We start from the raw sequence: 26,562 nt of genomic DNA, 5'->3' as shown, positions 1-26,562 counted from the left end.
TGCTCGCTCGATATTACCGGCGTGCAAACGAGCGTGCTCGCTCGATTTCGCAGCGAAGGGCGGGTGCGCTGGAGAACTCGCGCGCATGGACGCGTCATTCGACGAGCGATGGCTCACCATAGAACGCAACACCGGCGTGCTGCGGCGTGCCGTCGGAACACCCACCCACCGTCGCGAACACTCTCCCTGCTGCCCGGCGCCGGTCTGCCGAGGCGCGGTGCGCCGGAGATCCCGATGAGCCGTCGCAAGCGCGGCGCGCCGCCTGCTCCGGGACTCTCGATGTCGCTGCGCCCCGAGGTATCGCCGCCCCTCGACGCTCTCGTCGCGGAGCGGCGCCTGATCCTGTCCAGGCTCATCGCGTGCGGCGTCCACGCGCGCGATTGCGAGGACGTGCTCCAGGACGTGCTCATCGCCGCCTGGAAGGCCATTCAGGCTGGCAGGTACCGCCCTGATCCTAGGATCGCGCCGCGCCGCGCGCTCCAGGGCTGGCTCCATGGCATCACGTGGCGGCAGGCAGGCCATCACCTGGGGCGCGCCCACGTCCGCCGCGAGGTCCCGGTCGACGAGCCGCGCGCGCTCGTCGACGAAGGAAGCGTCGATCCGGACGGCAGGCTGCTTGCCCGCGCAGCGCTCCGCAGGCTCGTCGAGCTGCCTGCGCACCATCGCGATCTTCTCCTCGCCGCGGCAGGTCACCACCCCTTGACGTCCTACGCCAGGGAGCACGGGCTGAACCCGGCCACGGCCGCCGGCAGGCTTCAGGTCGCCCGAAAGGCGCTCGCCGAGCGGATCGCGCGGCCGGTCTGGTAATCCGGGGATTCGTCGAGCGGAGCGCGGCGAGCGAGCTGGAGCGTATGCGCACGACGCGAGCTGGAGCGTATGCGCACGAGGGGAGAGCGGACCTTCGTGAGAGGCAATGAGCAACTGTCGCCGTATCTCTCGGGCGAGCGCTTCCATCGCCGCAAAGAGATCTTAGGTTGCCCCCGCTATGCACGAAGAAGCCCTGCGCGACCCGCCGCGGTCGCCTTCAGAGGAGACTCCACACCAGGACCAGGAGGAGCAGCGTCTCGCGCGCGCCGCGGCCCTCGCGGCGTGCGCGCCTGTGCCCGCCCGCATCGGCAACGCCCTCGCCGGGACCGCCGGGTGGACGGACCCGACCCTGGTGAAGAGCCATAGATTCTACCCGAAGGGCGTGTCGAGCCCGGCAGAACGGCTGAAGTTCTACGCGTCCCAGTTCCCCGTGGTCGAGGTCAACTCAAGCTATTACGCCCTCCCGCGTCCAGGGATGGTGGCGCAGTGGATCGAGCGGACTCCGCCTGACTTCGTGTTCAACGTGAAGGCGTTCGCGCCGCTCACCCAGCACCCCGTGGAGCCCGCCCGCTTGCCCCCGGACGTCCAGGGCGCGCTGCCACCCTCGCTCTTCGACCGACGGCGCCTCTACCCGGCAGACCTGCCGGCCGAGACCCGAGACGCGCTCTGGGAGCGCTTCCGGACGGCGGTCGATCCGCTGCGCCAGGCGGGCAAGCTAGGGTACGTGCTCTTCCAATTCCCTCCGTGGTTCACGGCGACGCGCGGCAACGTGCGTGTCATCGAGGAGTGCCGGAGGCGCATGGAAGGGCTCCCGTTCGCCGTCGAGCTCAGGCACGGATCCTGGGGCATGCCCGGCCGCATCGAGCGCGTCGTGGACCTCCTCCGAGACCTCGACGCATTCTACGTCATCGTCGATGAGCCGCAGGGCAAGCAGAACAGCATGCCTCCCACCGCCCTCGTCGCCGATCCTCGCCTCGCCGTTGTGCGCTTCCACGGCCGGCGCGAAGAGACCTGGGATGCGCCCGTCGGCGTGAACGAGAAGTTCAGGTACGTTTACGATCCCGCGGAGCTCGCTCCGTGGGCGGAGACCGTCGCGCGGCTCTCCCAGGAGGCGGAGCAGGTCCACGCGATCTTCAACAACTGCGTGTCCGACCATGCCGTGGTCGGCGCCAGAGGGCTCATGGCTCTCCTCGCCAGCAGGTCGGCCGCGCTGGCGGACGAGGCCGCCCCGGTCCCGGTGAGCTCGGCCGTCCACTGAGCCTCACGACGCCGCGGCGGCCTGCGAATCACGGTAGTCTCAGCCGCGATGATGCAGTCCAGAGCGGCGGGCGCTCCCCGCCTCGCAGCGCCACCGCGCCGGTCGCGGCGCGCGGCCGCGCTCCTCGCTGCGCTCGCGCTCGCCCGCTGCGGCGGCGCGCCGCCCCGACCCGCGCCGCAAGAGCGCGGCGCGCCCGCGGCGGCGCTCCCCCCGCCTCCAGCGCCCGTGCCCGCCCGCTGGGTCGACGCGAGCGGCGCGACAGCGATCGGGCCCCGGGTCGCCGGCGGCACGATCGCGCTGGTCGGCGGCCAGCGCGTCCTCGTCGGGGCCGACGGCGTGGCACGGCAGGAGACCGCGGCGTGCCCCGAGCCCCTGATCGAGCTCGTGCTGGTTCCGTCCGGAACCGGCCCGCGGCTCGTCGGGCGCGGAGTCCGCGGTGTCTACCGGTTCGATGACCCGCTCGGCGCGCCGGCGGTCCTCGCCCGCTCCGAGACGGACCTCCAGCGCATCGGCGGCGGTCCCGCCGTCGTCGCCGTCTGGGACGCCATCTCCGACGTTCCGATCTTCCTCGACATCGAGACGGGACAGCCGCGCACGCTGCAAGGCTTGCCCGCCCTGCCGCTGCGCGCCCTCGCGTTCCGCGACGCTCGGCACGGCGCCGGGCTCTTCGAGGCGGCAGGGCTCGCGGTCACGGCGGACGGCGGCGCGTCGTGGCGCCCCGTGGCGCCGTCGCCGGGCGGCGACGGGGAGGACGCCGACCCCGCCGCCCTGCTCCGCCTCGCCGACGTCCGTCTGCGCGACGGCGAGCTGATCGCCGTGACGCAGGGCAGGGCCTCGTCGTCCGAGCAGCGCGAGGCGCGGATCCTTGTCGCCGAGGCGCGGCTCGGGCCCGCCCCCGCCGACGACGCGCCAGAGCTCGGCTCGGGCGCGCCGCTGCTCCGCTGGATCCGCGCGACGGGGCGCCACCCGCTCGAGGCGGCGATCTCGAGCGGCGCGGCGTGGTCGTCCACCGCGATCACGGCGAGCCACGGCGTCCTCGCCCGCGTGGATCTCGCCACCGGCGCGCTCCAGGAGGTCGCCCCCTTCGGCCGCGGAGACTGGCTGAACGCCTGCGGCGTCGGCCGGGCGGGGCGAGCGGCGTGGGTGGCCTGCGCGCTCGGCGAGGGCGGGCCTGACGGCCGCCACGATCCGTTCGGCGTGCTCCAGGTCAAGCCCGACCGCCCGCTCGGCAGCGAACCCCCCGTCCTCGTGCGGAGCGGCGAGGCCGAGCTCCGCGTGTCCCCGAGCGGCGGCGCCCTGCTGCTCGCGCCGTGCGACGCGGACGACGAGGGCAGCGTGTGCGTGCGGCAGCCGAGCGGCCGGTGGAGCACGGTCCGCCCGGGCACGGACGTCCGCTGGCGCGGCGCCGGCGCGCTCGCCGACGGACGGATCGCGATCCTGCGCGGGCTCTGGGACAGCGACGTCGCGCCCCGCGACGAGCCCACGCCGCGCGGCGGCGACGGCCGCGAGGGCGCCGCGCCCGGCGCCCAGGTCGCGGTGATCGACGCCGGCGGCAGGGAGGCTCCGCTGCTCCAGCTCGGCTGGCTGCGCGGCGGGGGCGACGACGTCAACGTGGTCAGCCCCATCGAGGAGGGGCAGGACGGCGCGCTGTCGTTCGTGGTGGCCGACGAGGCCGGAGACCTCACCGCCGTCGTCCTTTCCCCCGGCGGCCAGGCCTCGCGGGCTCGCCTCGCCGGCGCCGCGCATGCCGTGGTCCACGCCGGCCGCGGGATCGCCGTCGGGGAAGGGAAGGTGCTCGCTTCGGATGACGCCGGCCGCACGTGGTCGCCCATCGAGGTCCCACCTCAGGCCGCCGAGGAGATCGCGCAGAGCGGCGATCTGCTCGCCGAGCCCGGGATGCTGGCCGTGAACGAGGTCGGCCTGAGGATCGCGACCCACCTCCGCGTGGGCTGGGGGCCGCCGCTGCCCGCGCAGGGAGCGCCGTCCGGCGGTGCTGCGCTCGGGGCCGCGCCGCTCCTGCCGCTCCGCCCGCCGCCGGCCCCGGCGCTGCCGGAGCGCGCGCTCTCCTGCACGACACAGCCGGGGCCGCCGCCCTCGCCGGTGGGCGTGCCGCCGCCGCGCAGCGCCCAGGAGGCGCTCGCGCTGCTCACCCGCGACGCGAAGCCCGGACCGGATGGCCAGCGGCGCGTCTCGTCGGTGAGCGCCAGGCGCTGGGGCCAGCTCTCCACCGTCGCCGCGCTCGAGGTGCGCTCCCCCGACGGCGCTGCTGCCAAGGGCGCCGGCGCCGGTCTCCAGGCGCGCGGCGCCTCCGCTGCGCCGCGGGCGAGCTGGACGCTGCGCTGGCTCGACCCGACCGAGCTCCAGGCCAGGGTCCGCTCGTGGACGGGCCCGGCGCCCGAGGGCGTCGGCCGGGACGCGATCCTCGCCCGGTTCGCGGCGTCCGGCGGCCGGATCCTGTTCGGGGTGCGCGCCTCCGGGCGCGACGTGCTGATCCAGGTGAGGCCGGGCCGCGGCGCCGAGGTCGCCGAGGTGCCGCAAGAGCTGATGCCCGAGGCGGAGGTCGCCTTCAGCGAGGCGCCGGATGGGCCCGTCGCGTGGCTCCGCGGCGCGTCGCTCGTCGCGTGGTCCTCCGGCGAGGCCCCGCGGCCGATCGCGTCGCTCGCGAACCTCGGCGAGCCCGCGCTGGGGGAGCCGACGAGCGCAGGCGTGCCGCTCTTGCTCAGCTTCCACGGCCTGACGCTCGGCCGGACGGTGCCGATCCCGCCTGCGGCGACGGCGGCGCAAGGAGCGACCGCGAAGGCCCCGCCGCTCCTGCCGCTCGACGGCTGGGCGATCGTCCCGAATGTCCGCACAGAGCTCACCCGCATGCCGGCGTGCGCCGCGCGTCCGCCCGGCGCGCGCTTCCTGCTCGATCGCGCGAGCGCGTTCGCGACGGTCGATGGCCACCGCGCGCCCGCGAGCACGGCTGTCTATGACGTCCGTGTGTCAGGTCGTGACGTTTGCGTGGCGAAGATCGCCGCGCTGATGGATCTGGAGCGGCGGACCGACGGCCAGCCCGGCGCGAGCCCGCTCGCGTTCGTTCGCGCCGATCTCGCGGCCCGCCGCGCCGAAGGCGGCGATCGCGGGATCGGCCAGGGCGCCGGGAAGCCCGGGGCAACGGAGGGTAAAGCAGCGGGCAGACCGACGCGCCGCCTCGCGTGCTCGCTGGCCGTCCGGCCCTGAGTTTGCCGCTTTCGCGGCGAGCTTCGCGCTCGACGGCCCACCCCCCGCGCGGCTATATGTCGCGCCCTATGTCCTCTCCGAAGCATCCTCGTCCCTCGCACCGCCAGCTCGGCGACGGCGTCGAAGACCAGCTCGTCCCGCTCGCCGCGCTCGACCCGCTGAAGATTGACTCTTTCGACGATCTGCTCCGCGCGATGAGCAGGACCGCGTTCAGCGGCCGCGCGCTCGGCGAGGCGTGCGACGTGCTCGAGGCGATGGTGCGCGACGAGGACTGCCTCGTCGTCGCGACGTTCTCCGGCGCGATGACGGTCGCCAAGATGGGCGTCGTCATCGTCCGGATGATCGAGGCCGGCATGATCGACTGCATCATCAGCACGGGGGCGCTCATGGCGCACGGGCTGAGCGAGGCGGTCGGCCTGACCCATTACAAGGCGAACCCGGGCATCTCCGACGAGACGTACTTCGAGAAGGGGTACAACCGCGTCTACGACACGCTCGAGATGGAGAAGAACCTCAACGCGATCGAGGTCTTCGTCCGGAAGGAGCTCGACAAGCTGGACCCCGGCTCTCCCTGGTCGAGCGAGATCATCTGCCGCCAGCTCGGCAAGGCGCTGGCGGACATGGGCGACTCGCCGGGCGTGCTCCGGAGCGCGTACCTCCGCGACGTGCCCGTCTACGTGCCGGCCTTCACCGACAGCGAGATGGGCCTCGACGTGGCGACGTGGATGCTGCGCAAGGTGAAGGCGCAGCACGGCGACAAGCCGGGCTTCGACGTGTGGCGCGAGGCCGTGCCGCCGCCGTACAACCCGTTCCTCGATCTGCTGAGCTACGCCCGCCTCGTCCGCAAGAAGAAGCGCCTCGGCATCTTCACCATCGGCGGCGGCGTGCCGCGCAACTGGGCCCAGCAGGTCGCGCCGTTCTACGACATCGTCGGCGATCGCCTGGACATCGAGGTCGATCACCCGCGGTTCCAGTACGGCGTCCGGATCTGCCCCGAGCCTGTCCACTGGGGCGGCCTGTCCGGCTGCACGTACTCCGAGGGCGTGAGCTGGGGGAAGTTCACCCCGCCGCAGGAGGGCGGGCGCTTCGCCGAGGTGTACGCGGACGCCACGGTCGCGTGGCCGCTCCTCGTGCGCGCGCTGCTCGAGCGGCTCGGCAAGATGCCGAAATAAAATAGAGTAGGGGGAGGAGGTCACCGTGCTCGCCCCCAAGCGCCGTCCCCCGCTCACCCATCGGCTGCTCCTCTCCCTGGCCGCCGCCGGCGGCGCGCTCGTGTCCGCTGGCTGCCCCTCGCCCGAGGAGCGCGCCTGCGACCGCATCTGCGACTGCTCCGGCTGCAGCGAGGCGAGGTACCTCGAGTGCGTCGACAAGGCGGAGACCGCGCGGGCGGCCGCGGTGGAGGCGAGCTGCACCGCCTCCTTCGACGAGTACGTGACCTGCGTCGAGGAGGAGCTCGAATGCAAGGACGAGAATTACCTGTTCGACGCCTGCGACGGCCAGCGAGACAGGCTCCGTGGCTGCGGCATCTCGATCTTCCGCACCGTCTGCGAGGACGCCAACGACGTCTTCATGGCGTGCGGGCTGGGATTCCCGTTCTCGACCAACCCCGACGACTGCATCGGGTCGATCGTGTGCAACGCCCGCTGCATCATCGGCATGTCCTGCAATGGGCTGAACGGGATCGATTTCGAGGAGTCGCAGCGCTTCAACGAGTGCACGAGCGCCTGCTTCAACAAGCCCCAGCCCGCGGGCTCCGAGCCGCAGCCCGGAGGGCCCTGAGGGAAGCCCCCCTCGTTCGACCCCGCTATGGGCTCGCGATGAAGCTGTCCTGGTAGCCCGGGTCCTCCACCGCGAGCGCGGCCGCGGTGGCCGAGAGCGGGCGGATCGTGTCGAGCATGACCGCGAGCTCGCTCGTCTCGCGGGCCCCGAGGCTCGCCTCGTACGCGCCGGGGTGCGGACCGTGCGGGACGCCGGCGGGGTGGTGCGAGATGCTGCCGGGGCCGACGCCGCGGCGTGAGGTGAAGTTGCCGCGGCAGTAGAACAGGAACTCGTCGCAATCGACCGACGAGTGCGGGTACGGGCACGGGATCGCCTCCGGGTGGAAGTCGACCGGGCGCGGCACGAAGCTGCAGACGAGGGCGCCCCGCGCGGCGAACGTCCCGTGCCAGTCCGGAGGCAGGTGCACGAGCCCGACGCGCGCCTGGAAGCGCTGGATCGGGAACGCGAACGGGTACACCGTCCCATCCCAGCCCACGACGTCGAGCGGCGAGCGCTCGAGGGCGAAGCCGTGGAAGGCGCCGCCGCGCTTCACGACGAGCGCGCGGATGCCCTCGTCGAGGGGGCCGACGAACGTGGGCCGCCGGAAATCGCGGTGCGAGTACGGCGCGTCCATCCGCAGCTGGCCGACCTCGTTGCGCCACTTGCGCGGGATATGGATGTCCTCGGCCTCGATCGAGAGCCAGCGCTGGGGCGCGGCGTCCGGGAGGAAGCGGTAGAAGAGCCCCTTCGGGATGACGACGTAGTCGTCCTGCTCGAAGCGCAGATCGCCGAGCATCGTGCGCAGGACGCCGCCCCCGTGGAAGATGAAGAACAGCTCGTCGGCGTCGGCGTTCGCGAAGTACACAGGATCGGCCGCGTCCGGCTGGACGAGCCCGATCACCACGTCGTCGTTGACGAGCAGCGGCACGCGGCAGTCGACAGCGGGCCCGCCACGCCGCGGCAGATCCTGCGACCGGTAGTGCCGCTTGGCGAGGGGCCGCGCCGCCGCGGCGACCGGCAGCGTGAAGCCGTGCGCGGCCTCCGCGACCCGGTGCTCGTGCGGCCGGCGCTCGTGGTAGGCGATCGTGTAGGGGCCGTCGAAGCCCGCCCGCGTCAGGCACTCCTCGTAGCGGAGATCGCCCGCCTCGCTCCGGAGAGCGATGTGGTGCTTGGGCGGGACGATCCCGGCGACGACGCGATCGAGCATCAGCCGTGCCCCCCCGCCTTCTGCTGCCGCTCGATGCTCTCGAACAGCGCCCGGAAATTGCCGGCGCCGAAGCCGCGGTCCCCCTTGCGCTGGATGAGCTCGAAGAAGAACGGCCCGGCCTCGGGATCGCGGTGCGTGCCCGACGACTCCTTCAGAAAGATCTGGAGGAGGTACGACCGCGCGCCGTCGCCGTCGACGAGCACCTCGAGATCGCGCAGCTCCGCCACGTCCTCGTCGATCTGCCCGATGCCGAGCCGCTGCAGGCGCTCGGGCAGCATGTCGTAATAGGCGGCCGGGGTCGGCATGAACTCCACGCCCCGCCCGCGCATCGCGCGCACGGCGGTGAGGATGTCCTCCACGGCGAGCGCCACGTGCTGCACGCCGTCGCCGCGGTGCTCCTCGTTGAAGACGTTGATCTGCGAGCTCTTGAAGTGCGGCCGGTAGGGCTCGTTGTTCGCGAACTTCACGCCCGAGGCCGGGTCCCACATCACGGCCGAGCGCAGGCCCGAGCCGTGGTCCGCGTCCTTCGCGACGTCGTTCGTGTGGAACGCGATCTGCCAGAACGGCTCGAGCCCGAGCACGTGCTCCATCCAGAGCAGCGCGGGCGCCATGGTCTGGAAGTTCGAGGTGATGTGATCGAACCGGGCGATCCCGAAGCGGTTCGCGCCGCCGCGCGGCGCGTCGTAGGCCGCGCAGCCGGGGAACAGCGCGGGGTAGCCGCGCCGCTCCACGAAGCGGAAGGTGGTGTCGCCGAACGGGGTCGTGATCGAGAACGAGGCGAAGGTGCCGCCGGAATCGGTCACCCGATGGATCTCGTCGATCGGCGTGCCCCCGCGGCCGTCGAGCAGCCGGAAGGCGCGGTCGATGTCCTCCACCTCGAAGATGACCGTGCCCACGCCGTCCGGGTGCTTGCGCAGGTAGCGCCACGCCCGCCCGCCCTCGCCGGCGGGCTGCGAGCAGACGACGACGCACTCGCCGGCCTGGAAGACGACCGAGCGCTGCGCCGCCGCCGCCGTGAGCTCCGGCGAGCTCGCGGCGATCTCCGCGAAGTCCAGCCGCTCCGTGTAGAACCTGCGGCTCCGCTCCAGGTCGCGCACGTAGTAGTGCAGCGCCTCCACCCGCTTGATGCCGATCGACTCCACCTTGGCCATCCGGGTCCTCCGTCGCGAGGGGGTAACGCAGGGGCGAGCTAGGCGACCGCGTCGACCTGGCGGTCGGCGTGGGCCGCCTGGAACGCAGGCAGCGCCATGCACGCGGCCTCGATCCGCGTGAGGGTCGAGAGCGGCGCGAGGTCGACCTCGTAGCGCCGCGCGTTGTAGAGCTGGGGCACGAGGAACACGTCCGCCACCGTGACGTGGTCGCCGACGCAGAACCGCCCGGAGAGCTCGCCCGCCGCCGCCTGGAACGCGGCGAGGCCCGCGGCGATGAAGCGCCGCCCGAAGGCCTTCTCGTCGCCGCCGAGCTCGTCCCTCACGTACTTCAGCGTGGCGGTGTTCTGCATCGGCTGCGTGCCGGAGTTGATCATCTCCACGAGCTGCCGCGCCCTGGCGCGCAGGTACGGATCCGCGGGCAGGAGCGGCGGCGCGGGGAAGAGGTCCTCGAGCAGCTCGATGATGGCCACCGACTGGGACACACGCCGGACGGCGCCGCCCTGCTCGAACTCGAGCAGGGGCACCTGCGCCATCGGGTTCTTGGCCCGGTAGTCGTCGCGGAGCTGCTCGCCGCCGTCCCGGACGAGGTTCACCGGCCGGTACGCGTGCTCGATGCCCTTGTGGGCCAGGGCGATGCGCACGCGCCAGCTGCACGAGCTGCGCCAGTAACCGTAGAGCGTGAGCCCCTGGACTGCGGCGCTCATCCGGCCACCACCCGCTGCGCGATGCGCCCGAACAGGCTCTCTCCCGCGTGATTCAGCATCTCGATCATGATCGTGTCTCCTGGCTTCATGAACGGCGTCCTGGCCGCCCCGTCCGAGAGGATCTCGAGCATGCGTTTCTCGGCGAGGCAAGACACGCCGCGCGCCGGGTCCTCGTTGGAGACGGTGCCGCTGCCGAGGAGGGTCCCCGCCGTGAGGCTGCGGGTCCTGGTGACGTGCGCGATCAGATCGAAGAACGAGAAGTGCATCTCCGGGCCGGCCTCGGGATCGCCGATGAGCGCGCCGTTGTAGGTCGAGCGGAGCCGCAGGTGGACGCGCCCGTCGCGGAGCGCGTCCCCGAGCTCGTCGGGCGTGATCGCGAACGGCGAGAACGCGGTGGCGGGCTTGGAGCAGAAGAACCCGAACCCCTTCGCGAGCTCGGCGGGCACGAGGTTGCGCAGCGTCACGTCGTTGGCCAGCAGGAACAGGCGGATGTGCCGGTGGGCCTCTTCGCGGCGCGTGCCCTGCGGGGTGTCGCCGAGGACGACGCAGACCTCGGCCTCGAAATCGAGGCCCCAGGCCTCGTCGCGCAGGACGATGTCGTCGGCCGGACCGAGGAGGACGCCGGAGCCGCCCTGGTACACGAGCGGATCGGTCGTCAGCGTCTCGGGGGGCTCGGCGCCGCGCGCCTTGCGCACGAGCACGATGTGGTGGATGTACGCCGAGCCGTCGATCCACTCGTAGGCGCGCGGGAGCGGCGCAGCGAGCTCTTCCGTGACCAGCGGCGCCACGGCCGCCTCGCCGAGCTCGACGTCGGCCGCGATGCGGCGGAGCGCGGGCTCGGCGCGCTCCCAGTCGTCCAGCGCGGCCTGGAGCGTGGGGAAGGCCGCGCCGGCGGGCGCGTAGGCGAGGCCGTCGCGGCGGACGACGACGAGCGTGCCGTCACGGCCGGGGCCGCGGAGAGAGGCGAGCTTCATGCGGGTGCGAGCTCCTCGTGGTCCTACGGTGGTCTCATCGTCTCTGCTTGACAAGCACGAGCCCGCTCCCGCCTGCTACCAGCATGTGCTCGCGTGCGCCCTTGGCAGCGAGCGAGCGAGCAAGCGGCTGAACGGATCTGCATGACCACCGGACTGGACGTTTTCTCGACCCTCCACGACCTCGTGCGGCGAGCCATGGAGGGCCTCCCCGGCACGCGGCGCGGGAGCCTGCTGATTCGCACCGGCCGACGGCTCTCCTACAGAGCGATCGTCGGGCTCGACGGCCTCCTGCCGGGCCAGGGGAACATGCCGTCCGACGGCGGGGTGCTCAGCGAATCGGCTCCGTTCGGCCCCGCCGCGGCGCCCGAGGCGGCGCACGGCCCGTGCCTCGTCCCCGCGTCCGCCTGGTACCGGGCGCACCTTCCCGAGCGCGCGGAAACGCCTGGCTGGCCGCTCGACGGCGTCCACGTCCACGTCGTACCGGTGCCCATGTTCGGCGCGCCTGGCGCCTACCTCGCCCTGGAGCAGCCGGACGCGGCGCCGCTCTCGGGCCCGTGGCGCGCGCTCGTGGAGTCGATCGCGGTGAGCGTGGGCGTCGTGCTCGAGCGGCGCGGCCTCTTCGAGGAGAAGGCGCAGAGCGCCCAGGAGCTGCGCCTGCTCGAGGAGGTGCTGAGCTCCGTCGCCGAGTCGGTCGAGCTCCTCGAGCTCATCGAGACGCTCGCGGACGGGATCCGGAGCGCGCAGACCGGCCCGCGCTGGAACACGATCGATCTCGCCATCCTGGAGGATGCCGGGGGCGAGGGGCGCGTCGCCGATGGATGGCGCGGATCCTACGACGCGAGCGGCGCGCGAGGCCAGCCGATGATCCGCGTCTACAAGGCTCCCCGCCGGCCGATGACGGCGTACTGGAACAACCTGCGGGACGGCGCGCTGGCGGCGGGGCGCGATCTCCGGGTCGGGGTCGAGTTCAGGAGCGTCATGTCCGCCGCCGCCGCGGCTCAGGAGGCGCTCCTCGAGGAAGGGATCCGGCGGCGGGTGGACGGGATCGCGATCGCGCCCATCGACCCCGTGGCGCTCGAGCCGGCCATCGCCCGCGCGATGGCGGCGGGTATCCCGGTCATCACGGTCGACACGCCGGCCGCCCCGGGCAGCCGGTCGTTGCTCTACGTCGGGACCGACAACCGGGCCGCCGGGAGGATCGCGGGCGAGGCGATGCTGCGGCTCATGCCGCAGGGAGGCGAGATCACCGTCCAGGCGGAGTCCTTCGCCGTGCCGAACGCCCAGGGGCGCATCGAGGGGTTCCGCGAGGCGATCGCCGGCTCGTCGGTCCGCGTGGCGTCGCTCTCGGAGAACCTGTTCGATGTGGAGAGCGCGATCGCGCTCGCCGTCGACTCGGTGCGGTCGAACCCCGGCCTCGCCGGCGCCCTGGGGGTGTGCAGCGAGAACGGCCCCAGCTTGGGGCTTGCCTCGATGAAGCTCGGGCGATCCGGCGATCTCAAGGTGGTCGCCTTCGATCTCGTCACCTCGACGGTCGCGATGCTCCAGGACGGCGTGATCCACGCGGCGATCGTGCAGCGCGAGTACGACATGGGGTACCGCGGCGTGCAGGCGCTCTACGAGATGGCCACGCGCGGCGTCCCGGAGGCCCTCGCGGATCTGCCGGCGTCGCGCTGCATCGACACGGGGGTCGACCTCGTGACCCTCGAGCGCACGCCTTTCTCGAGCGCCCTCTCGGATCACCTCGCCTCGAGCTCCGCCCGCAGGATCGCGAACCGCAGGCTGGGCGCGGGGGGGCGCGAGCGCGCGCTCGATTTCCTGGTGATCGGCATGGCCCAGCGCGAGAGCCTCGTCGACGACGAGCGCGCGCCCGTCACGGACGACTCGCTGGTGGGCCGGGTGATGCGCTCGTGCAGCTCGCTCGTCATCGACGCCGCGTCGAGCGAGCACCAGCGCTTCCGCGACGTCGCCGAGGCGCGCCGGAGCGGCGCGCGCACGCTGGTCGGCGTGCCGCTGCTCTCCCGCGAGGCGGTCCTCGGGGTCCTCGTCCTGGCCAGCCCGCAGCCCGACGCGTGCTCGGCGACCGACCTGGCGCTCATCGAGCGCGTGGCCGCGGTGGCCGCCGTCGCCATCGAGAACGCGCGGCTCCTGTCGCGGATCAAGGAGCGGACGAGGGCGCTCGAGTCGCTGAGCAGCCGCCAGGAGGCGCTCCTCGAGACGATCGCCGCGATGTCGAGCCCGGTGGTGCCGATCGCGCGCGGCGTCCTCGTCATGCCGATCGTCGGCGCGCTGGACACGCACCGCTCCGGCCGCTTCATCGAGGCGATGCTGAGGGAGATCTCCGAGCACCAGGCGCGCGTCGTGATCATCGACGTCACCGGCATGGCGGTGGTCGACGCGAGCGCGGCGAACCACCTCGCTCAGGCGGCGCGCGCCGCCGGGCTGCTCGGGGCCGAGGTGGTGCTCGTCGGGATCGCGCCCGAGGCGGCGCGGCTCATGGTGGAGCAGGGGCTCGATCTCGGGGCGATCGTCACCCGCTCCACGCTGGAGCTCGGGTTCTCGTACGCGCTCGGCAAGACGGGCGGGCGGGTCGTCCAGGGGCGCCGCTGAGCGGCGGCGGAGCCCGCGGCCCTCGCGCCGGGGCGCTCCGCGCGAGCCTTATCGGTCCCGGTGGAGCGCGACGGCGGCCGCGACCAGCGCGGCGATCGCGGGGACGTCCACGTCCTTGGCAGAGCGGACATGGACGTTCCTGGCCTGCTTGGCTTCGCCGGTGAGCAGGCCGTTCGGATCGGGCAGCTCGGCCCCGCGCTCGAAGCCGAGGGTCACGCCGAAGCGCTGCGGGGCGAGCCAGCAGATCTTGTGTTGGTCGCCGCTGCCCATTCGGAAGCTGATGAGCCGCCAGCCTGGATAGACGTGCTCGTGGACGTCGGGAATGATGCGGAGGAGCAGCTTGCGCACGCGCAAGGTCAGCTGTTGCGCTGAAGGAGGATACTCGCTCAGCAGTGCGGCCACGGCCGGATCGTCCGACACAATGAATGACGGTAAGTCGACGTTCACGGAGACGCAACCGGCCGTGCATCGTCCCGTGACGTTCCGGCTTGGGCGCTCTCGCGTTCTCGCGTTCGCGCCGGGCGGTCAGGGGTGGAGTCGCTCGCGGAAGAAGGCGAGGACGCGCGTGAGCGCCTCGCGCGTCGGGTGGCCCTCGCGGTCGACCAGATCGCGCGTCAGGACCGAATGGGCGGTGCGCCGGATCCCGTGGGGGTTGCCTGCGGACGAGTCGATCTCGATCCCCTCGAAGCCGTCGCCGAGCTCGGCACGGAGCCGGTCGAACCGCTCCTTCGGGCACAGCGGATCGCGGGTGAAGCGGAGCCCGAGCACCGGGGTGCCGGCGGCGACGCGCTCCTTGACGGTGCGGAGGCCGTCGTCGGAGAGGTGGAGCCCGGCCCGGCGCTCGCGCGAGAGCGGGAAGGGCAGCGACGGCTGGCTCAGCACGGGCGCCGCGATGGCAGGGTCGACCATCAGCGCCAGCGCGAAGTTGCCGGTCAGGCACATGCCGATCGCGCCGACGCCCTTGCCCCCGAGCTCCGCGTGGACATCGCGGCAGAGCGCGCGCAGCCAGTCGGTGATCGGGCTCGCCTGCCTGGACGCGAGCACGTGGAACTCGCGGCTGATGCAGGCGCGGGCCAGCTGCTCGACGATGTAGGGGGGCGTGTCCGGCTTGCCGGGCGTCCCGAAGAGGTGCGGCATGAAGACGGTGAAGCCGGCGTCCGCCACGCGCTCGGCGAACGCCGCGACCGACGGGGTGATGCCCGGGATCTCGTGCATGACGACGACACCCGGGCCCGCGCCGCGGCGGTAGACCACCCGCGCCACGCCGTCGTGCGAGAACTGCGTTTCGGTGAAGCCGGGGAGCGACATGGCCACCATCATCGCCCTTCGCAGGACGCCGGGGAAGCGGCGGCCGGACGGCGGCCGCGCGGCTCACCCGGCGATCGCTCGGTCGCTCGATCGCTCGAGCTCGCCGTCCTTCGGTCGCTCCGTTCCTCGGATCACTCGGACGCAGGCAGGCCCCTCGGCCGCTCGTCCTTGGCGATCCAGACGGTCTTGACGTTCACGAACTCGCGCAGGCCATACGAGGAGAGCTCGCGGCCGTAGCCGGACATCTTGACGCCGCCGAACGGCAGCCGGGGATCGGACACGACCATCCCGTTGACGAACACCTGGCCGGCGTCGAGCTCGTTGATGAGGCGCTCGCGCTCGTCGGCGTCGCGGGTCCAGGCGCTCGCCCCGAGGCCGAACCGGGTGGAGTTCGCCATGTGGATGGCCTCGTCGAGGTCGGTGACGCGGAAGACCGCCGCGACCGGGCCGAAGAGCTCGTCGTCGGCGGCGGGGGAGGGGCGCTGGACGTCGGTGAGCACGGTCGGCGGGAAGTAGTTGCCCGGCCCCTTCAGCCGCTTGCCTCCGGTGAGGAGGAGCGCGCCCGCGGCCACCGACGCCCGCACCTGCTCCTCGAGCTCCGCGGCGATCTGCGGGGTGGCGAGCGGCCCGACGTCGACCGACGGATCCATCGGGTCGCCGACCCGCAGGCGCCGCATGGTCGCGACGAAGCGCTGCTCGAACTCGGGCGCGATCGACTCGTGCACGATGAAGCGCTTCGCAGCGATGCAGGACTGGCCGTTGTTGATGATGCGCGCACGGATGGCGGTCCCCACGGCGGCGTTGAGGTCGGCGCTCGGCATGACGATGAATGGATCGCTGCCGCCGAGCTCGAGCACCACCTTCTTGAGGTGCTTTCCGGCGTGGGCGCCGACGCTGCGCCCCGCGTTCTCGCTGCCGGTGAGCGTCGCGGCCGCGATGCGCGGGTCGGCGAGGAGGCGCGGCACGACGTCGGTCCCCGCGAGCAGCGCCTGGAAGACCCCCTCCGGGAAGCCGGCCCGGCGGAGGATGTCCTCGATGGCGAGCGCGCAGCGGGGGACGTTCGAGGCGTGCTTGAGGAGGCCGACGTTGCCTGCGACGAGCGCCGGCGCGGCGAAGCGGAAGACCTGCCAGAACGGGAAGTTCCACGGCATGATCGCGAGCACCACGCCGAGCGGATGGAAGGCCACGTAGCTCCTGCCCGCGTCGGTGGCGACCTCTTCGGGGGCGAGCAGGCGCTCGGCGTTGTCGGCGTAGTAGCGGCACGCGGTCGCGCACTTCTGGGCCTCGGCGATGGCGGAGCCGATGGTCTTCCCCATCTCGAGCGTCATGAGCTGCCCGAGCTGCTCCTTCTCGCCGTCGAGGATGTCGGCTGCCCGGCGCAGCTTCTGGGCCCGCTCGGCGATCGGGGTCTGCCGGAAGCTGCGGAACGCGGCGTGCGCGCGCGCCACCTTCTGCTCCAGCGCCGCTGACGAGAGGGGTTCGAACGTCTCGATCGTCTCTCCGGTCGCTGGATTGATCGTCGCGATGGCGGTGTTCACGGATGTGCCTCCTCTTCGAGCGTCGGGGGGCCGCGGCTCGTCGCCTGCCAGCTCGGGGCGCGCCGAGCGGCCCCGGCAGGCGAGCTTGGGCCAGACCCGCCACGTCGTGCAATGGTCAGCGAGGACGAGCCCGCTTCTCTTCCCTCGTTCGCGTCGTTCCGGCGTGGACCACGTGTCCACGTGTCCACGTGTCCACGCATGTTCCGGGCGCGTGAGGGGGGAGGGGGGTCGCCATCGCACGTCCTGTTCATTACGCAGAGGGGGATGGTCCGCAGCGGATCCCCTGTCGCAGGCGACGCGGAGCACGCGCTTTCAGCCCGGGCGACGCGCGCAGGCGAGCGCGCGGCGCTCGCTCCTCCGGCCTTCGACGACCCCGCCGGCCAGCTCTCCCGCGCGGGCGAGCTGGAGGTGAGGGTGAGGGCGATGGAAGCCCTCCTCTGCGCCGGCGTGCCGTTCATGGTGGCGGGGGCGTATGCCTTCTTCGCGTACACGGGCATTTTCCGGGACACGAAGGATCTCGACGTGATGCTGGACGAGCGCGAGGTGCCGGCGGCGTTCAGGGCGCTGGAGCGGGCCGGCTTCGCGACGGAGCTCATCGATCCGCTGTGGATCGGGAAGGCCTACGCGGGCGATCGCTTCATCGATCTCATCTTCTCGTCGAGCAACGGCCTGGCCGTGGTGGATGGCGGCTGGTTCGAGCACGCGCGTCCGGCCACGATCCTGGGGCACTCTTGCCTGATCGCGCCGGTGGAGGAGATCATCTTCACGAAGGCGTTCGTGGACGAGCGGGAGCGGTACGACGGCGCCGACGTGAACCACCTCATCTACGCGTGCGGGGACGAGATGGACTGGGAGAGGCTCCTCGCCCGGTTCGGTCCCTACTGGGAGGTCCTTTTCGCGCACCTGACGCTGTACCGCTTCGTCTATCCGGGCGCGCGGAGCCGGGTGCCCGGGTGGCTCATCGACGAGCTCTGCCGGCGCACGCTGGAGCAGATGCGGGCCGGCGACGCGCCGCTCCGGGTCTGCCGGGGGAACCTGATCAGCAGGCGGCAGTACGCGCACGATTATGAGAAGCTCGGGCTCGTGGTGGCGCCTCCTGGGGCCGCGCCCGAGGCGGCGCGGGGGGCGCTGGGCCGGAAGCGCCGGCGGTCTGCGGCGGGGCGGCCTCGCCTCGGCAATCTCGGCAATCTCGGCAATCTCGGCAATCTCGGCAAGGAGAGGCCGGGCCGCGACGGGGCTCAGGGCGGCGCGGAGGGGCCGGGGGTGGAGGTCGAGGCGGCGCGGGTCCGCAAGTCTGGATCATGAGCGCCTCCGTCGCCGGAGGGAACGGGGAGCCGGGCAAGCGCCGCATCGCGGCGTCCTCGGATCTGCACTGCCGGCCGGAGCACGGCGCCAGGATGCGCGAGCTCGTGAAGGCGGTGAACGCGGAGGCGGAGCTGCTCGTGCTGTGCGGCGATCTCACCGATCGCGGCCATCCCGAGGAGGCGAAGGTGCTGGCCGACGCGCTCGCCGGGCTCTCCGTGCCGTGCGCCGCCGTGCTGGGCAACCACGATCTCGACCGGGGGGCGGGCGCCGAGATAGCGAAGCTCCTGGGCGACGCGGGCGTCGAGGTGCTCGACGGGGATCACCTGATCTTGCGCGACGACATCGGGGTCGCCGGGGTGAAGGGCTTCATGGGCGGCTTCGGGAGCGCGACGCTCCAGGCGTTCGGCGAGGGCCCGCTCAAGGCTTTTGTCCAGGAGGCCGTGAGCGAGGCGCTGAAGCTCGAGGCGGCGCTGTCCCAGCTCGACAGCGAGAAGAAGATCGTGATCATGCATTACACGCCGATCCTCGAGACGACCGTCGGCGAGAACGTGGAGATAAGGCCCTTCCTTGGGACGAGCCGCCTGGCCGCGCCGATCGATCTGTACGGCGCCGACGTGGTCTTCCACGGCCACGCGCACCACGGGGCGCTCGAGGGGCGCATGTCGAACGGGACTCCGGTTTACAACGTGGCGATGCCGCTGCTCAGGAAGCTGACGGGGAAGTCGTTCCTGCTGTTCGAGGTGTAGCAGGCGAGCGCCGCTCGGCGCTTTCGATCAGTGCTTCTGCAGGAAGGCCCGTATCGCTCCGAAATAGGCGGCCGCGAAGAGGAGGATATCGTTGTGCCCGGCGCCGTCGATGAGGTGCAGGGCCTTCCTCTCGTGGGGGACGGCCGCGTGGTTCTCGCGGGCGTGGTCCGGCGGGAGCAGCGTGTCGCGCGCGCCGTGCAGGACGAGGACCGGGATCTCGACGTTCCGCAGGAGCTCCGGGTTCGAGAAGCTGCGGTGCGCCTCGTCGCGCAGATCGCCGAGGTCGATCTCGAAGAGGGCGAGCAGGTGCCGAACGTCGCTGAACCCGCTCTCGAGGAGGAGCGCGCGGTATGCGTCGCCGCGGTGCGCGGCGATGCGCGACGCCGGGGAGCTGCCGAGCGAGCGGCCGAAGAGCACGGGCACCGGCGGCCGGTCGAGGCCTGAAGCGCGGCTCTTCTCGGCGAGCTCGCGCTGGAAGAAGTCGGAGACCTTCAAGGGATCTTCATGGAGCGAGCGCATCGTCGGCTGTCCGCGGCTCCAGCCATAGCCGCGGTAATCGACCATGAAGAGGTTGAGCCCGATGTCGTGCCAGCCCTCGGCGATGTCGTCGTAGTCGGGGACGGTCTCGCCATTGCCGTGGAACGCGAGCACGGTCGGATTGCCCGGGTCGGACAGGTGCCAGCGCGCGCCGAGCGTCACCCCGGGGGCCACGGGGATGTCGTAGTCCGTCGCGCCGGCGGGAGGGCTCGCGTTCACCTGTCTTGGATAGAAGACGTCCGTGGCGCGAGGGTTTGCGTCGAGCGCGCGAAGGAGCTCGTCGAGCTGGCTGTCGGGGTCGTTCGTCGGCATGGCTCACCGTTCTGCCGAGGTCGGCGGAGGTCGTGGCGCGCAGGATACATCGTGTCGGGGCCGGAGGGGCCGTGGGATGGACGCCCTCGAGGGCGGTAGGGCGGCAGGGAGCCGAGCGCGCGGCGCGATGGTGGCCTACGCGGTCGCGATGACGCCTTGCACCGCGGGCTCGCCGTACTCGGCGCCGCCGGTGCGCACGACGAGGTTGGGGAGGATCTCCGCCACGCCGGCGCCGTGGGTGTGGCCGCAGAGCACCTCGATCCGCCGCTCAGGGTGCCGCACGGCGGCCTCGCGGATCGCCTCGCCTGTGGCCTTGCAGGTGAAATGGGGGAGCCAATCGTCGTTGGAGATCTGGCCTTCGTGCCAGCAGGCCTCCTTGAACGGGGGGACGTGCGTGGCGACGATCGCGCGCCACACGGCGAAGTGAGGGCGCTCCTTGTCGGCGGCGGCGAGGGTGGTGGGGGCGACGGGGCCGCCGCGGTTCAGGGGCGGTGAGCCTTGGTGATCGTCAACAGGGCGCGCACTCCTGAGCTGCAATGGACCGCTGCCTTTCCGTGGCGGAGAGCTTCTTCGCAGCGCAGGTTCGCCATGGCGCCGCCACCCCGGAGTCGGCTCTCTCCTCGCGTTTTCCCGTCGTTTCATGTCGGCACGGTGCGTGCTCGATGCCCCTCGTCATGCCGACGCTCGAGCACAACGCCCTCGTCGAGATCTTCCGTGAGCACCCGGAGCTCGCGCCCCGCTTGCTCGCGACGCTTTTCCACGTCGAGGTGCCGCCGCACGCCTCGGTTGCGGTGGTCGAGTCGTCGCTCGACCAGCTGGTCCCAGTCGAGTTCCGCGCCGACCTGGTGCTCGAGCTTCGAGACGCGAGCGGCGCGCTCGCGCTGGCGATCGTCCTCGAGGTCCAGCGCGACGAGGATCCCGACAAGAAGTTCTCGTGGCCGACGTACGTCACGGCCGTGCGCGCCAGGAAGCGCTGCGGCACGGTCGTCCTTGTCGTAGCGCCGGACGCGGGCGTGGCCACCTGGGCGGCGGAGAACATCGACCTCGGTCTGGGGCTGGGCCACATCGAGCCGCTGGTGCTCGGTCCAGCGGTCGTCCCCGAGATCACCGACCCTACCGAAGCCGAGAAAGAGATCGAGCTCGCCGTGCTCTCGGCCGTGGTGCACGGCAACGGGCCGAACGGGCTCACCGTGGTCCAGGCCGCGCTCGCCGCCCTCGGTCGGCTCGACCAGGAGCACGCGGCGGTCTATTTTCAGGTCATCTGGAACGGGTTGCGAGAGCCCATGCGGCGGGCTCTGGAGGCATTGGTCATGGAACGGCAGATCGAAGGCGAGGCAACTTTCCCCCCGTTCGTGCAGAAGCTCATCGATCGCGGCAAGCTCGAGGGCTTGCGTGAGGGCAAGCTCGAGGGCTTGCGTGAGGGCGAGCTGAAGGCCAAGAGGGGCACGCTGCTCCGGCTGCTCGCGCGCGCAGGGATCGTGCTCGCCGAGTGCGAGAGCGCGCGCATCCAGGCATGCACGGACATCACGACCCTCGACCGCTGGATCGATAACGTTCTCGGGGCGAAGGATGCCACGGAAGTGCTCTCCTGACGGAGAGGTACAAATCCAAAGCTTCGTCACCCACGTCAACCTGGCTTCAAAGGGGCCGCCCTCTCGTCCTCTCTCTTCGGCTCCTCTTTTCCGCTTCGGCCATCTCCCCCCACCTCTCTCATCCCCCGTCGCACGTTCCGGCCAGCTGCGCCCGGCCCCCGATGGCCGTGCGTCGCTGCCGATCCTGTGCATTCACGGCGTCATGGCGATAGCCCGCCTGTCCCGTCCGCCTCCAGCGAGTCCGCGAGCGCGCAGCGCGCGATTCCTGCCTTCCTGGCCTCGTCGCGCAGCATCGCGCCCTGCTCTGCGGCCCCTTTCACGCTGAGCATCGTGCGGAGCTCGATTCCATCGGGGCTCTCCACGTGCTCTGCGATCCACGCCGACCGCATCTGCCCGACGCTGATCGGATCGGCCTCCGGGTCGAGCCCGGCTCGACTGTCGACGTCGCACATCATCGCGACCGCCTCGGAGAACGTCTGCCCGCCGGGGGCCGGGGCCTTCGCCTCGGGAGCTTTGCTGCAGGCGGAGAGGAAGGCTGGAACGAACAGGGCCAAGAGGGGATGGGGGCGCATGCTGCCTTCGACAGGAGAGGGCGCCCGGGCTTGGCAGCGATCACCTCACTCAGGCGCGCCCTCCGGCTACCGGTTACTCACCCGTGCCCGCGTCGACCGCCGGGACGAGCTCGATATCGACGTTCTGAGGCAGGAAGGTCTCGCACTCGTCGTTCATGACGGGCGCGAGCGTCTGTTCGAAGTCGTCGTAGCCTGTCCCCGAGATCTTCACCCACGTCACCCCGGCCGTCCACAGCTCGCAGACGAGCGCCTCCAGCGCTTCGGGAGGAGGCTGAGCGCGATCGACGGCGCACACAAGGTTGGCCTCGTCGAGCGTCTTCCAGGTGGTCGGATCGCTCAGGACGAAGATCGGCTCGTCCGCGGCGCTCCACGCGATGTGAACGGTGGCGTCCGGCGGGACGGTGGCGCCTCTCGCGCGCACGGTGATGGTGAACAGCGCCTGTCTCGGCCCCATCGGACAGCCGCCCGCGTCGCCCGTACTCGAGCCGACGGATCCGCCGCCCCCCGAGCCTTTACAGGCGCCCACCGCGGCAGCGGTCGCGAGCGCCGCCGCGGTGATCGCCGCGAAGGCCGTGAGCGATACGATTCGACCGGGAGCAAACGAAGGGCGTGGTGCCACAAGGGCGACAGGGTAGGGGCGACATGCCAGCAAATCCAGCGTGAGCAAGTTTTTGCGTAGGTGGAGCGTCTCCTCCCTGCGCCCTGCCCCCGCAGGCGGTCGCGGCTTTCAGGCCTGGGCCTTGAGCTCCGCGATGTCCTTGAGGAGGGCCTGCTCGTGCCCGTCCGGCTTCACCTTCAGGTAGGTCCTTCGCAGCACGCCCGACGGATCGATGACGAATGTCGTCCGGTCCCAGTACAGGGTGCCTTTCCACTCGCTCTGCCCGACGCCCGCGGCCTTGAGCAGCTCGTGGTCCGTGTCGGCGAGCAGGTCGATGGTGAACGAGAACTTGTCGCAGAAGCTCTTGTGCGACGCGACGTCGTCCGCGCTGACGCCGACCACGGCGATGTTGGCCTCGTCGAAATCTGCCTTGGAGGCCGTGAACGACTTGCCCTGGATCGTGCAACCCGGCGTGTCGTCCTTCGGATAGACGTAGAGCACGAGCCATTTGCCCGCGAAATCCTCGAGCTTCACGGTCTTGCCGTCCTGGTTCGGCAGGGCGAAGCGCGGAAACGGCTTTCCAATCTCGACGCTCATCTTCTCTTTGCCTTTGCTGTGGGCCGGAGGAAGGCTCCCCCTGGCCGGTGGCGGGTCATGGGATGGGACGGCGCAGCGGCGCGGACGTCACGTCGCTGGCCTCCCCGTGCGGGATCTAGCGCGGGATGAGCCCTCGGAACCAGGCCGTCACCGAGGAAGAGGACTCGTCCTGGTGGAGCGAGTCGGGGCCTTCCAGCTCGTCGGCGAGCCCCCCGAGCGGCCCCTCGCTGCGCGGGGGCGGCGAGCTCGGGTGCTCCTCCCCGTGCATCAGGATCGGGGCGCCCTCCAGGGTGGGCAGCAGGCTCAGGCCGCTGCCGCCGGCGGTCGGCTCCTTCGTGAGCGACTTGAACTCGAGGAGCATCATGTCGATGAGCTCGGCGATCTTCTGCGTCCCGTCGACCGCCCGCGCCGGCCCGCCCTTGGCGCGCTCCACGAGCGAGGCGACGTCGTCCTCGCTCACCGGGCGGCCGTAGCGGTAGAGGAAGCGGGTCAGGTCGCGGCCGAGCTCGCGCGCCGACAGGTAGCGGGCCGACGGGTCGCGGGCGAGCGCGCGGCGGATGATCTGCTCCAGCTCGCGCGGCACATCGCTGTTGATCTGCTGGAGCGACGGGATCACCGCGTCGCGCACCAGCCGCACCGTGATGTAGTCGGAGTCGCCGAGGAACAGCCGGCGCCCGGCGAGCATCTCCCAGAGGATGATCCCGAGCGCGAAGATGTCGACGCGCTGGTCGACGCCCTGCTCGAGCACCGTCTCGGGCGCGAGGTAGCCGAACTTCCCCTTGATGATGCCCGCGTCGCTCTCGGCGAGCTGGCTCGACGCCTTCGCGAGCCCGAAGTCCACGATCTTCACCTCGCCGTAGCGGGTGATGAGCACGTTGGCCGGGGTGATGTCCCGGTGCACGATCTGGAGCGGCTTTCCGTCCGCGGTCGCGAGATCGTGCGCGTAGGCGAGGCCCTGGCACATCTTCGCGGCCATGAAGGCGGCGACCTCGACGGTCATCGGCCGGCCCACCTTCTTCTGGTGATCGAGGAGCGCCCTCAGGTCGGCGCCGTCCACGTACTCCATGACGATGAAGTAGGTGCCGTCGCCGACGCCGATGTCGAACACCGACACGACGTTCGAGTGCGAGAGGTGCGCCGAGAGGCGCGCCTCGTCGAGGAACATCGCGATGAACTGCTCCTTCTTGCTGAGCTGCGGCAGGACGCGCTTGATCGCGACCTGCTTCTTGAACCCTTCGATCCCCGCGCTCTCGGCGACGAAGACCTCCGCCATGCCTCCGGAGGCGAGGCGCTTGATGACCCGGTACCGCTGCTGCTCGGACATGCCCTGTCTGTCGTCCTCCCGCCCCGTGCCGCCTGGCCGTCCAGTCTAGCGGCTCGGGGCCCGCCGCGGATCAAATCCACGAGGCGGCGCGCCCCCTCGGGTCATCGGAAGGTGGCGAGCGCCGCGACCGCCGCGAAGGAGAGCCCGACGAGCGCGGCGAGGGCGAGCACCGACAGCAGCGGCTCCGCCCGCACGGCGGCGAGCAGCCGGTCGCGATCTTCCCTGGACAGCGGCGCGCCATGCGTTCCGTCCTTGCCCTCGCCGCCCGAGGCGTCGGCGACGTGCGCCTCGAGGCGGCGCCGCGCGGTCCGGGATCGCAGCGCGAGCAGCAGCACCTGGACCACCGCGGACGCGGCGAGGACCAGGAGGCCAGCGCGCCGCGCATGCGATGCGCGAGCCCGCTCGCGCGCCTCGGCTGCCGGCATCCCGTCCGCGAGCAGCTCCACGCGCCGCGGCGAGGCGGACGCCGCCGCTGACGCGATCGGCCAGGCCACCGTGCCCGCGCCCTGCTCGTAGGGGTCGCTCGCGACCACCGCCCAGTCCGCTTCCCCGGGCGCGGGTCGGTCGGGGAGCGTCACCTTCCCCGAGAAGAAGCCCGCCCCATCGGCAGCGAGCGGGACGATCGCCCCGAGCGCACGGCCGCGCGCACCTCCGATCGAGACGTAGGCGCGCGGCCTCGGCGCCGGGGAGATCAACCGGAGCTCGGGCCGTTCGCCATCGAGTCCGCCCGGATCGAGCCAGACGGCTCCCGGGATCACGGGCAGCTTCCCTTCCCAGGTGCCGCTCGCGCTCCGTGTCCCCGGCGGTGCGCTCCCCGGGTGGGTCGCGCGGAGCGTGAGCTCGACCGTGTGCGCCAGCGGCTTGAGCGTGAGCTCCGCGGCGCCGCGCGCATCGGCCGTGATCTGCGCCGGACCGCTGCCGTGCTCCACGAGCTCCGCCCCGACGGTGCTCACCTCGAGGCGCGCCCCTGCCGCGGGCGTTCCGTCCTGCGCCTCGATCGCGACCCGCACCCGCTCCGGGAACGGCGCTGCCAGGGCTCCCCGCGCCGCCGTGACCTGCAGGCGGAGCTCCCCGTGCGCCGCGCCTGGCAGCGCGGTCGCGTTCGCCGCGCCCGGCAGCGGGCTCGTCTCCGCCGCTGGGAGCGGAGGCAACAGCGGGAGCTGCCGCTCCAGGAGCGTGACGCTGCCCAGCGCGATCCGCGCGGTCACCGGCTCCTGCAGCCCTGCTGGCGCGCGCAGCAGCGCCTCGCCGATGCCGTCCTTGTCGAGCGAGCCGGTCCATCGCTCGAGCGGCGCCCCTGCGGAGGTGGCGCTCACCTCGATCTGCGGGATCGCCGCGGGATCGTCGGCGCCGTGGAGGCGGCGCACCCCTTCGATGCGGAGCGCCAGCGCCTCGCTTCCGGCGACGGGCGTCCCCCACACCCGCACGCCGGTGGCCATGCGTGGCGAGCCTGGCCCCAGGATCGCGAGGGCTGCGAGCCCGATGCCCAGCGCTGGCAGGACGTACGTCGCTGCGTTGGGCATCGAGGGCATCGCGGTGCCAGCATACCTCTCCGTCCTTGCGGCGCGGGCGGGGTGCGGCTCCCGTCTGGCTGCTCGTGCAGAGCGCCGGTCTGGGCTGAGCCCCTTTGCGTCCGGGCGTCTCCTCCGATAGGAAGCCGCCGATGGCAGCCGACAGACCGGGGAAGCGCAGGCGCAAGGGTTCGGGGACCACGGGGCAGGGCGGTGAGGTCGTGTTGCGACAGCGGACCGATCCGCGGAGCGAGCGACGTTTCGAGCCGAAGGCGTCGCTCGAGCTCGGCCTCACGATGCTCGGCATGTCCGTCGCGGCGCTGCTGGCCGGGGCGGGTGTCTATGGCCAGTGGTTCCGGGGCGAGGACGCGGGCGCGCACCCGGCGGCCACGTACCTGCTCCTCGGCGCCTTGCTCCTCGGGGCGGCGGTGGGGCTCTTCGGTCAGTGGTCGATGAAGTCGCTTCGTGTCGGTGATGCCGGGGTGGGGATCGAGAGCGGACCTGGTGAGATCGAGCGCATCGGCTGGCACGATGTCACGGGCCTGTTGCTCACGGAGACTGCGCTCACGGTCCAGGGCAGCGGCACGGCGATCGCCATCCCGCTGCGATCGCACCTCCCGGCGGCCGCGCGCGTGCTGGCCGAGGCGAGGGTGCGTATCCCCGCCCGTGCGGCCGACATCAAGGAAGGCGCGTTGCCTCCGCCCGACGATGCCGCCGGCGAGGTGCGCTCGCTGGAGCCGCCGCAGGTCGCCGGCCTTCGCTGCAAGGCGACCGACAAGCTGATCGCCTTCGAGGCCGACGCCCGCCTCTGCGGCCGTTGCGGCGAGCACTACCACAAGGAAGGCGTCCCCCCCCGCTGCCTCACCTGCGAAGCCCCATTGCGCTGAGCGCTCCCCCGGGGGGCCGGGCAGCCGGCACCCCCTCCGCGCCCCTG

At 72.0% G+C, this 26,562-nt stretch carries 24 protein-coding genes; 10 read left to right on the top strand and 14 right to left on the bottom strand.

Annotated elements, in window-relative coordinates; all coding sequences use genetic code 11:
* The first annotated feature begins 234 nt into the window (after nucleotides 1-234).
* The 5 genes from WMF29_RS32290 to WMF29_RS32270 all read left to right on the top strand — a co-directional run bounded on the left by WMF29_RS32290 (nucleotide 235) and on the right by WMF29_RS32270 (nucleotide 7,066).
* Nucleotides 235-807 (top strand): RNA polymerase sigma factor, encoded by a 573-nt coding sequence (locus WMF29_RS32290; RefSeq protein ID WP_437323967.1) that lies wholly within the window; start codon nucleotides 235-237, stop codon nucleotides 805-807.
* A gap of 178 nt (nucleotides 808-985) precedes the next feature.
* The gene (locus WMF29_RS32285; RefSeq protein ID WP_437323966.1) at nucleotides 986-2,065 is read left to right on the top strand and encodes a DUF72 domain-containing protein; all 1,080 of its coding nucleotides are present in this window, start codon (nucleotides 986-988) and stop codon (nucleotides 2,063-2,065) included.
* Between the two features lie 48 nt (nucleotides 2,066-2,113).
* Complete coding sequence (locus WMF29_RS32280) at nucleotides 2,114-5,287, top strand: hypothetical protein (RefSeq protein ID WP_437323965.1); 3,174 nt, start codon at nucleotides 2,114-2,116, stop codon at nucleotides 5,285-5,287.
* A 68-nt stretch (nucleotides 5,288-5,355) separates the two neighbouring features.
* Nucleotides 5,356-6,459 carry a deoxyhypusine synthase family protein gene (locus WMF29_RS32275; RefSeq protein WP_272094920.1) on the top strand — a complete coding sequence of 368 codons (1,104 nt, stop codon included), beginning with the start codon at nucleotides 5,356-5,358 and terminating at the stop codon, nucleotides 6,457-6,459.
* 25 nt (nucleotides 6,460-6,484) lie between these two features.
* Nucleotides 6,485-7,066, top strand: coding sequence for a hypothetical protein (locus tag WMF29_RS32270; RefSeq protein ID WP_437323964.1), 582 nt, complete (start codon nucleotides 6,485-6,487; stop codon nucleotides 7,064-7,066).
* Between the two features lie 25 nt (nucleotides 7,067-7,091).
* Here WMF29_RS32270 and WMF29_RS32265 read toward each other — a convergent pair whose 3' ends face one another.
* From WMF29_RS32265 to WMF29_RS32250, 4 genes are read right to left on the bottom strand one after another with little or no spacing between them, the layout of a single operon-like run.
* Nucleotides 7,092-8,252 (bottom strand): homogentisate 1,2-dioxygenase, encoded by a 1,161-nt coding sequence (locus tag WMF29_RS32265; RefSeq protein ID WP_437323963.1) that lies wholly within the window; start codon nucleotides 8,250-8,252, stop codon nucleotides 7,092-7,094.
* A complete protein-coding gene (locus tag WMF29_RS32260; protein WP_437323962.1) occupies nucleotides 8,252-9,403 on the bottom strand; it encodes a 4-hydroxyphenylpyruvate dioxygenase family protein in 1,152 nt (383 codons plus the stop codon). Before WMF29_RS32260 ends, WMF29_RS32265 begins: the two co-directional genes overlap by 1 nt.
* Before the next feature lie 38 nt (nucleotides 9,404-9,441).
* Nucleotides 9,442-10,107 carry a maleylacetoacetate isomerase gene (maiA, locus tag WMF29_RS32255; protein WP_437323961.1) on the bottom strand — a complete coding sequence of 222 codons (666 nt, stop codon included), beginning with the start codon at nucleotides 10,105-10,107 and terminating at the stop codon, nucleotides 9,442-9,444.
* A complete protein-coding gene (locus WMF29_RS32250) occupies nucleotides 10,104-11,081 on the bottom strand; it encodes a fumarylacetoacetate hydrolase family protein (RefSeq protein WP_437323960.1) in 978 nt (325 codons plus the stop codon). The genes maiA and WMF29_RS32250 overlap by 4 nt, the downstream gene beginning before the upstream one ends.
* 141 nt (nucleotides 11,082-11,222) lie before the next feature.
* Here WMF29_RS32250 and WMF29_RS32245 point away from each other — a divergent pair, with 141 nt between their 5' ends.
* Nucleotides 11,223-13,688, top strand: a complete 2,466-nt coding sequence (locus WMF29_RS32245; protein ID WP_437323959.1) for a substrate-binding domain-containing protein — start codon at nucleotides 11,223-11,225, stop codon at nucleotides 13,686-13,688.
* A gap of 48 nt (nucleotides 13,689-13,736) precedes the next feature.
* Here WMF29_RS32245 and WMF29_RS32240 read toward each other — a convergent pair whose 3' ends face one another.
* From WMF29_RS32240 to WMF29_RS32230, 3 genes are all read right to left on the bottom strand, one after another.
* Nucleotides 13,737-14,090: a DUF1801 domain-containing protein gene (locus WMF29_RS32240; protein ID WP_437323958.1), complete on the bottom strand. Its 354-nt coding sequence runs from the start codon at nucleotides 14,088-14,090 to the stop codon at nucleotides 13,737-13,739.
* 123 nt (nucleotides 14,091-14,213) lie between these two features.
* On the bottom strand, nucleotides 14,214-14,996 hold the full coding sequence (locus WMF29_RS32235; protein WP_437323957.1) for a dienelactone hydrolase family protein: 783 nt from the start codon (nucleotides 14,994-14,996) through the stop codon (nucleotides 14,214-14,216).
* 131 nt (nucleotides 14,997-15,127) lie between these two features.
* On the bottom strand, nucleotides 15,128-16,534 hold the full coding sequence (locus tag WMF29_RS32230) for an NAD-dependent succinate-semialdehyde dehydrogenase (protein ID WP_437323956.1): 1,407 nt from the start codon (nucleotides 16,532-16,534) through the stop codon (nucleotides 15,128-15,130).
* 264 nt (nucleotides 16,535-16,798) lie between these two features.
* Between WMF29_RS32230 and WMF29_RS32225 the strand changes: the two genes are divergently transcribed.
* A complete protein-coding gene (locus WMF29_RS32225; RefSeq protein ID WP_437323955.1) occupies nucleotides 16,799-17,839 on the top strand; it encodes a hypothetical protein in 1,041 nt (346 codons plus the stop codon).
* A complete protein-coding gene (locus tag WMF29_RS32220) occupies nucleotides 17,836-18,585 on the top strand; it encodes a metallophosphoesterase family protein (protein ID WP_437323954.1) in 750 nt (249 codons plus the stop codon). The genes WMF29_RS32225 and WMF29_RS32220 overlap by 4 nt, the downstream gene beginning before the upstream one ends.
* Before the next feature lie 27 nt (nucleotides 18,586-18,612).
* Here WMF29_RS32220 and WMF29_RS32215 read toward each other — a convergent pair whose 3' ends face one another.
* Together WMF29_RS32215 and WMF29_RS32210 are read right to left on the bottom strand one after the other, a co-directional pair.
* A complete protein-coding gene (locus WMF29_RS32215; protein ID WP_437323953.1) occupies nucleotides 18,613-19,434 on the bottom strand; it encodes an alpha/beta hydrolase in 822 nt (273 codons plus the stop codon).
* Nucleotides 19,435-19,569: 135 nt separating this feature from the next.
* Complete coding sequence (locus WMF29_RS32210; protein WP_437323952.1) at nucleotides 19,570-19,971, bottom strand: hypothetical protein; 402 nt, start codon at nucleotides 19,969-19,971, stop codon at nucleotides 19,570-19,572.
* Between the two features lie 125 nt (nucleotides 19,972-20,096).
* Between WMF29_RS32210 and WMF29_RS32205 the strand changes: the two genes are divergently transcribed.
* Nucleotides 20,097-21,026, top strand: a complete 930-nt coding sequence (locus WMF29_RS32205) for a hypothetical protein (protein ID WP_437323951.1) — start codon at nucleotides 20,097-20,099, stop codon at nucleotides 21,024-21,026.
* A gap of 200 nt (nucleotides 21,027-21,226) precedes the next feature.
* Here WMF29_RS32205 and WMF29_RS32200 read toward each other — a convergent pair whose 3' ends face one another.
* The 5 genes from WMF29_RS32200 to WMF29_RS32180 form a co-directional block, all read right to left on the bottom strand.
* A complete protein-coding gene (locus tag WMF29_RS32200) occupies nucleotides 21,227-21,598 on the bottom strand; it encodes a hypothetical protein (protein ID WP_437323950.1) in 372 nt (123 codons plus the stop codon).
* Between the two features lie 73 nt (nucleotides 21,599-21,671).
* On the bottom strand, nucleotides 21,672-22,052 hold the full coding sequence (locus WMF29_RS32195; protein WP_437323949.1) for a hypothetical protein: 381 nt from the start codon (nucleotides 22,050-22,052) through the stop codon (nucleotides 21,672-21,674).
* Nucleotides 22,053-22,325: 273 nt separating this feature from the next.
* A complete protein-coding gene (locus WMF29_RS32190; protein ID WP_437323948.1) occupies nucleotides 22,326-22,793 on the bottom strand; it encodes a peroxiredoxin in 468 nt (155 codons plus the stop codon).
* 115 nt (nucleotides 22,794-22,908) lie between these two features.
* Entirely contained in the window at nucleotides 22,909-24,117 is a 1,209-nt protein-coding gene (locus WMF29_RS32185) for a serine/threonine-protein kinase (RefSeq protein WP_437323947.1), read from the bottom strand.
* Nucleotides 24,118-24,218: 101 nt separating this feature from the next.
* Nucleotides 24,219-25,649, bottom strand: coding sequence for a hypothetical protein (locus WMF29_RS32180; protein WP_437323946.1), 1,431 nt, complete (start codon nucleotides 25,647-25,649; stop codon nucleotides 24,219-24,221).
* Nucleotides 25,650-25,780: 131 nt separating this feature from the next.
* On the opposite strand from WMF29_RS32180, the gene WMF29_RS32175 reads away from it, so the two are divergent.
* Nucleotides 25,781-26,515 carry a hypothetical protein gene (locus WMF29_RS32175; RefSeq protein WP_437323945.1) on the top strand — a complete coding sequence of 245 codons (735 nt, stop codon included), beginning with the start codon at nucleotides 25,781-25,783 and terminating at the stop codon, nucleotides 26,513-26,515.
* Nucleotides 26,516-26,562: the final 47 nt, after the last annotated feature.

Origin of the sequence: Sorangium sp. So ce381 (genome assembly GCF_051473845.1) — a bacterium.
Lineage (GTDB): Bacteria > Myxococcota_A > Polyangia > Polyangiales > Polyangiaceae > Sorangium > Sorangium atrum.
Note: the sequence above shows the minus strand (reverse complement) of the source record. Positions and strands in the feature narration are given on the sequence as shown.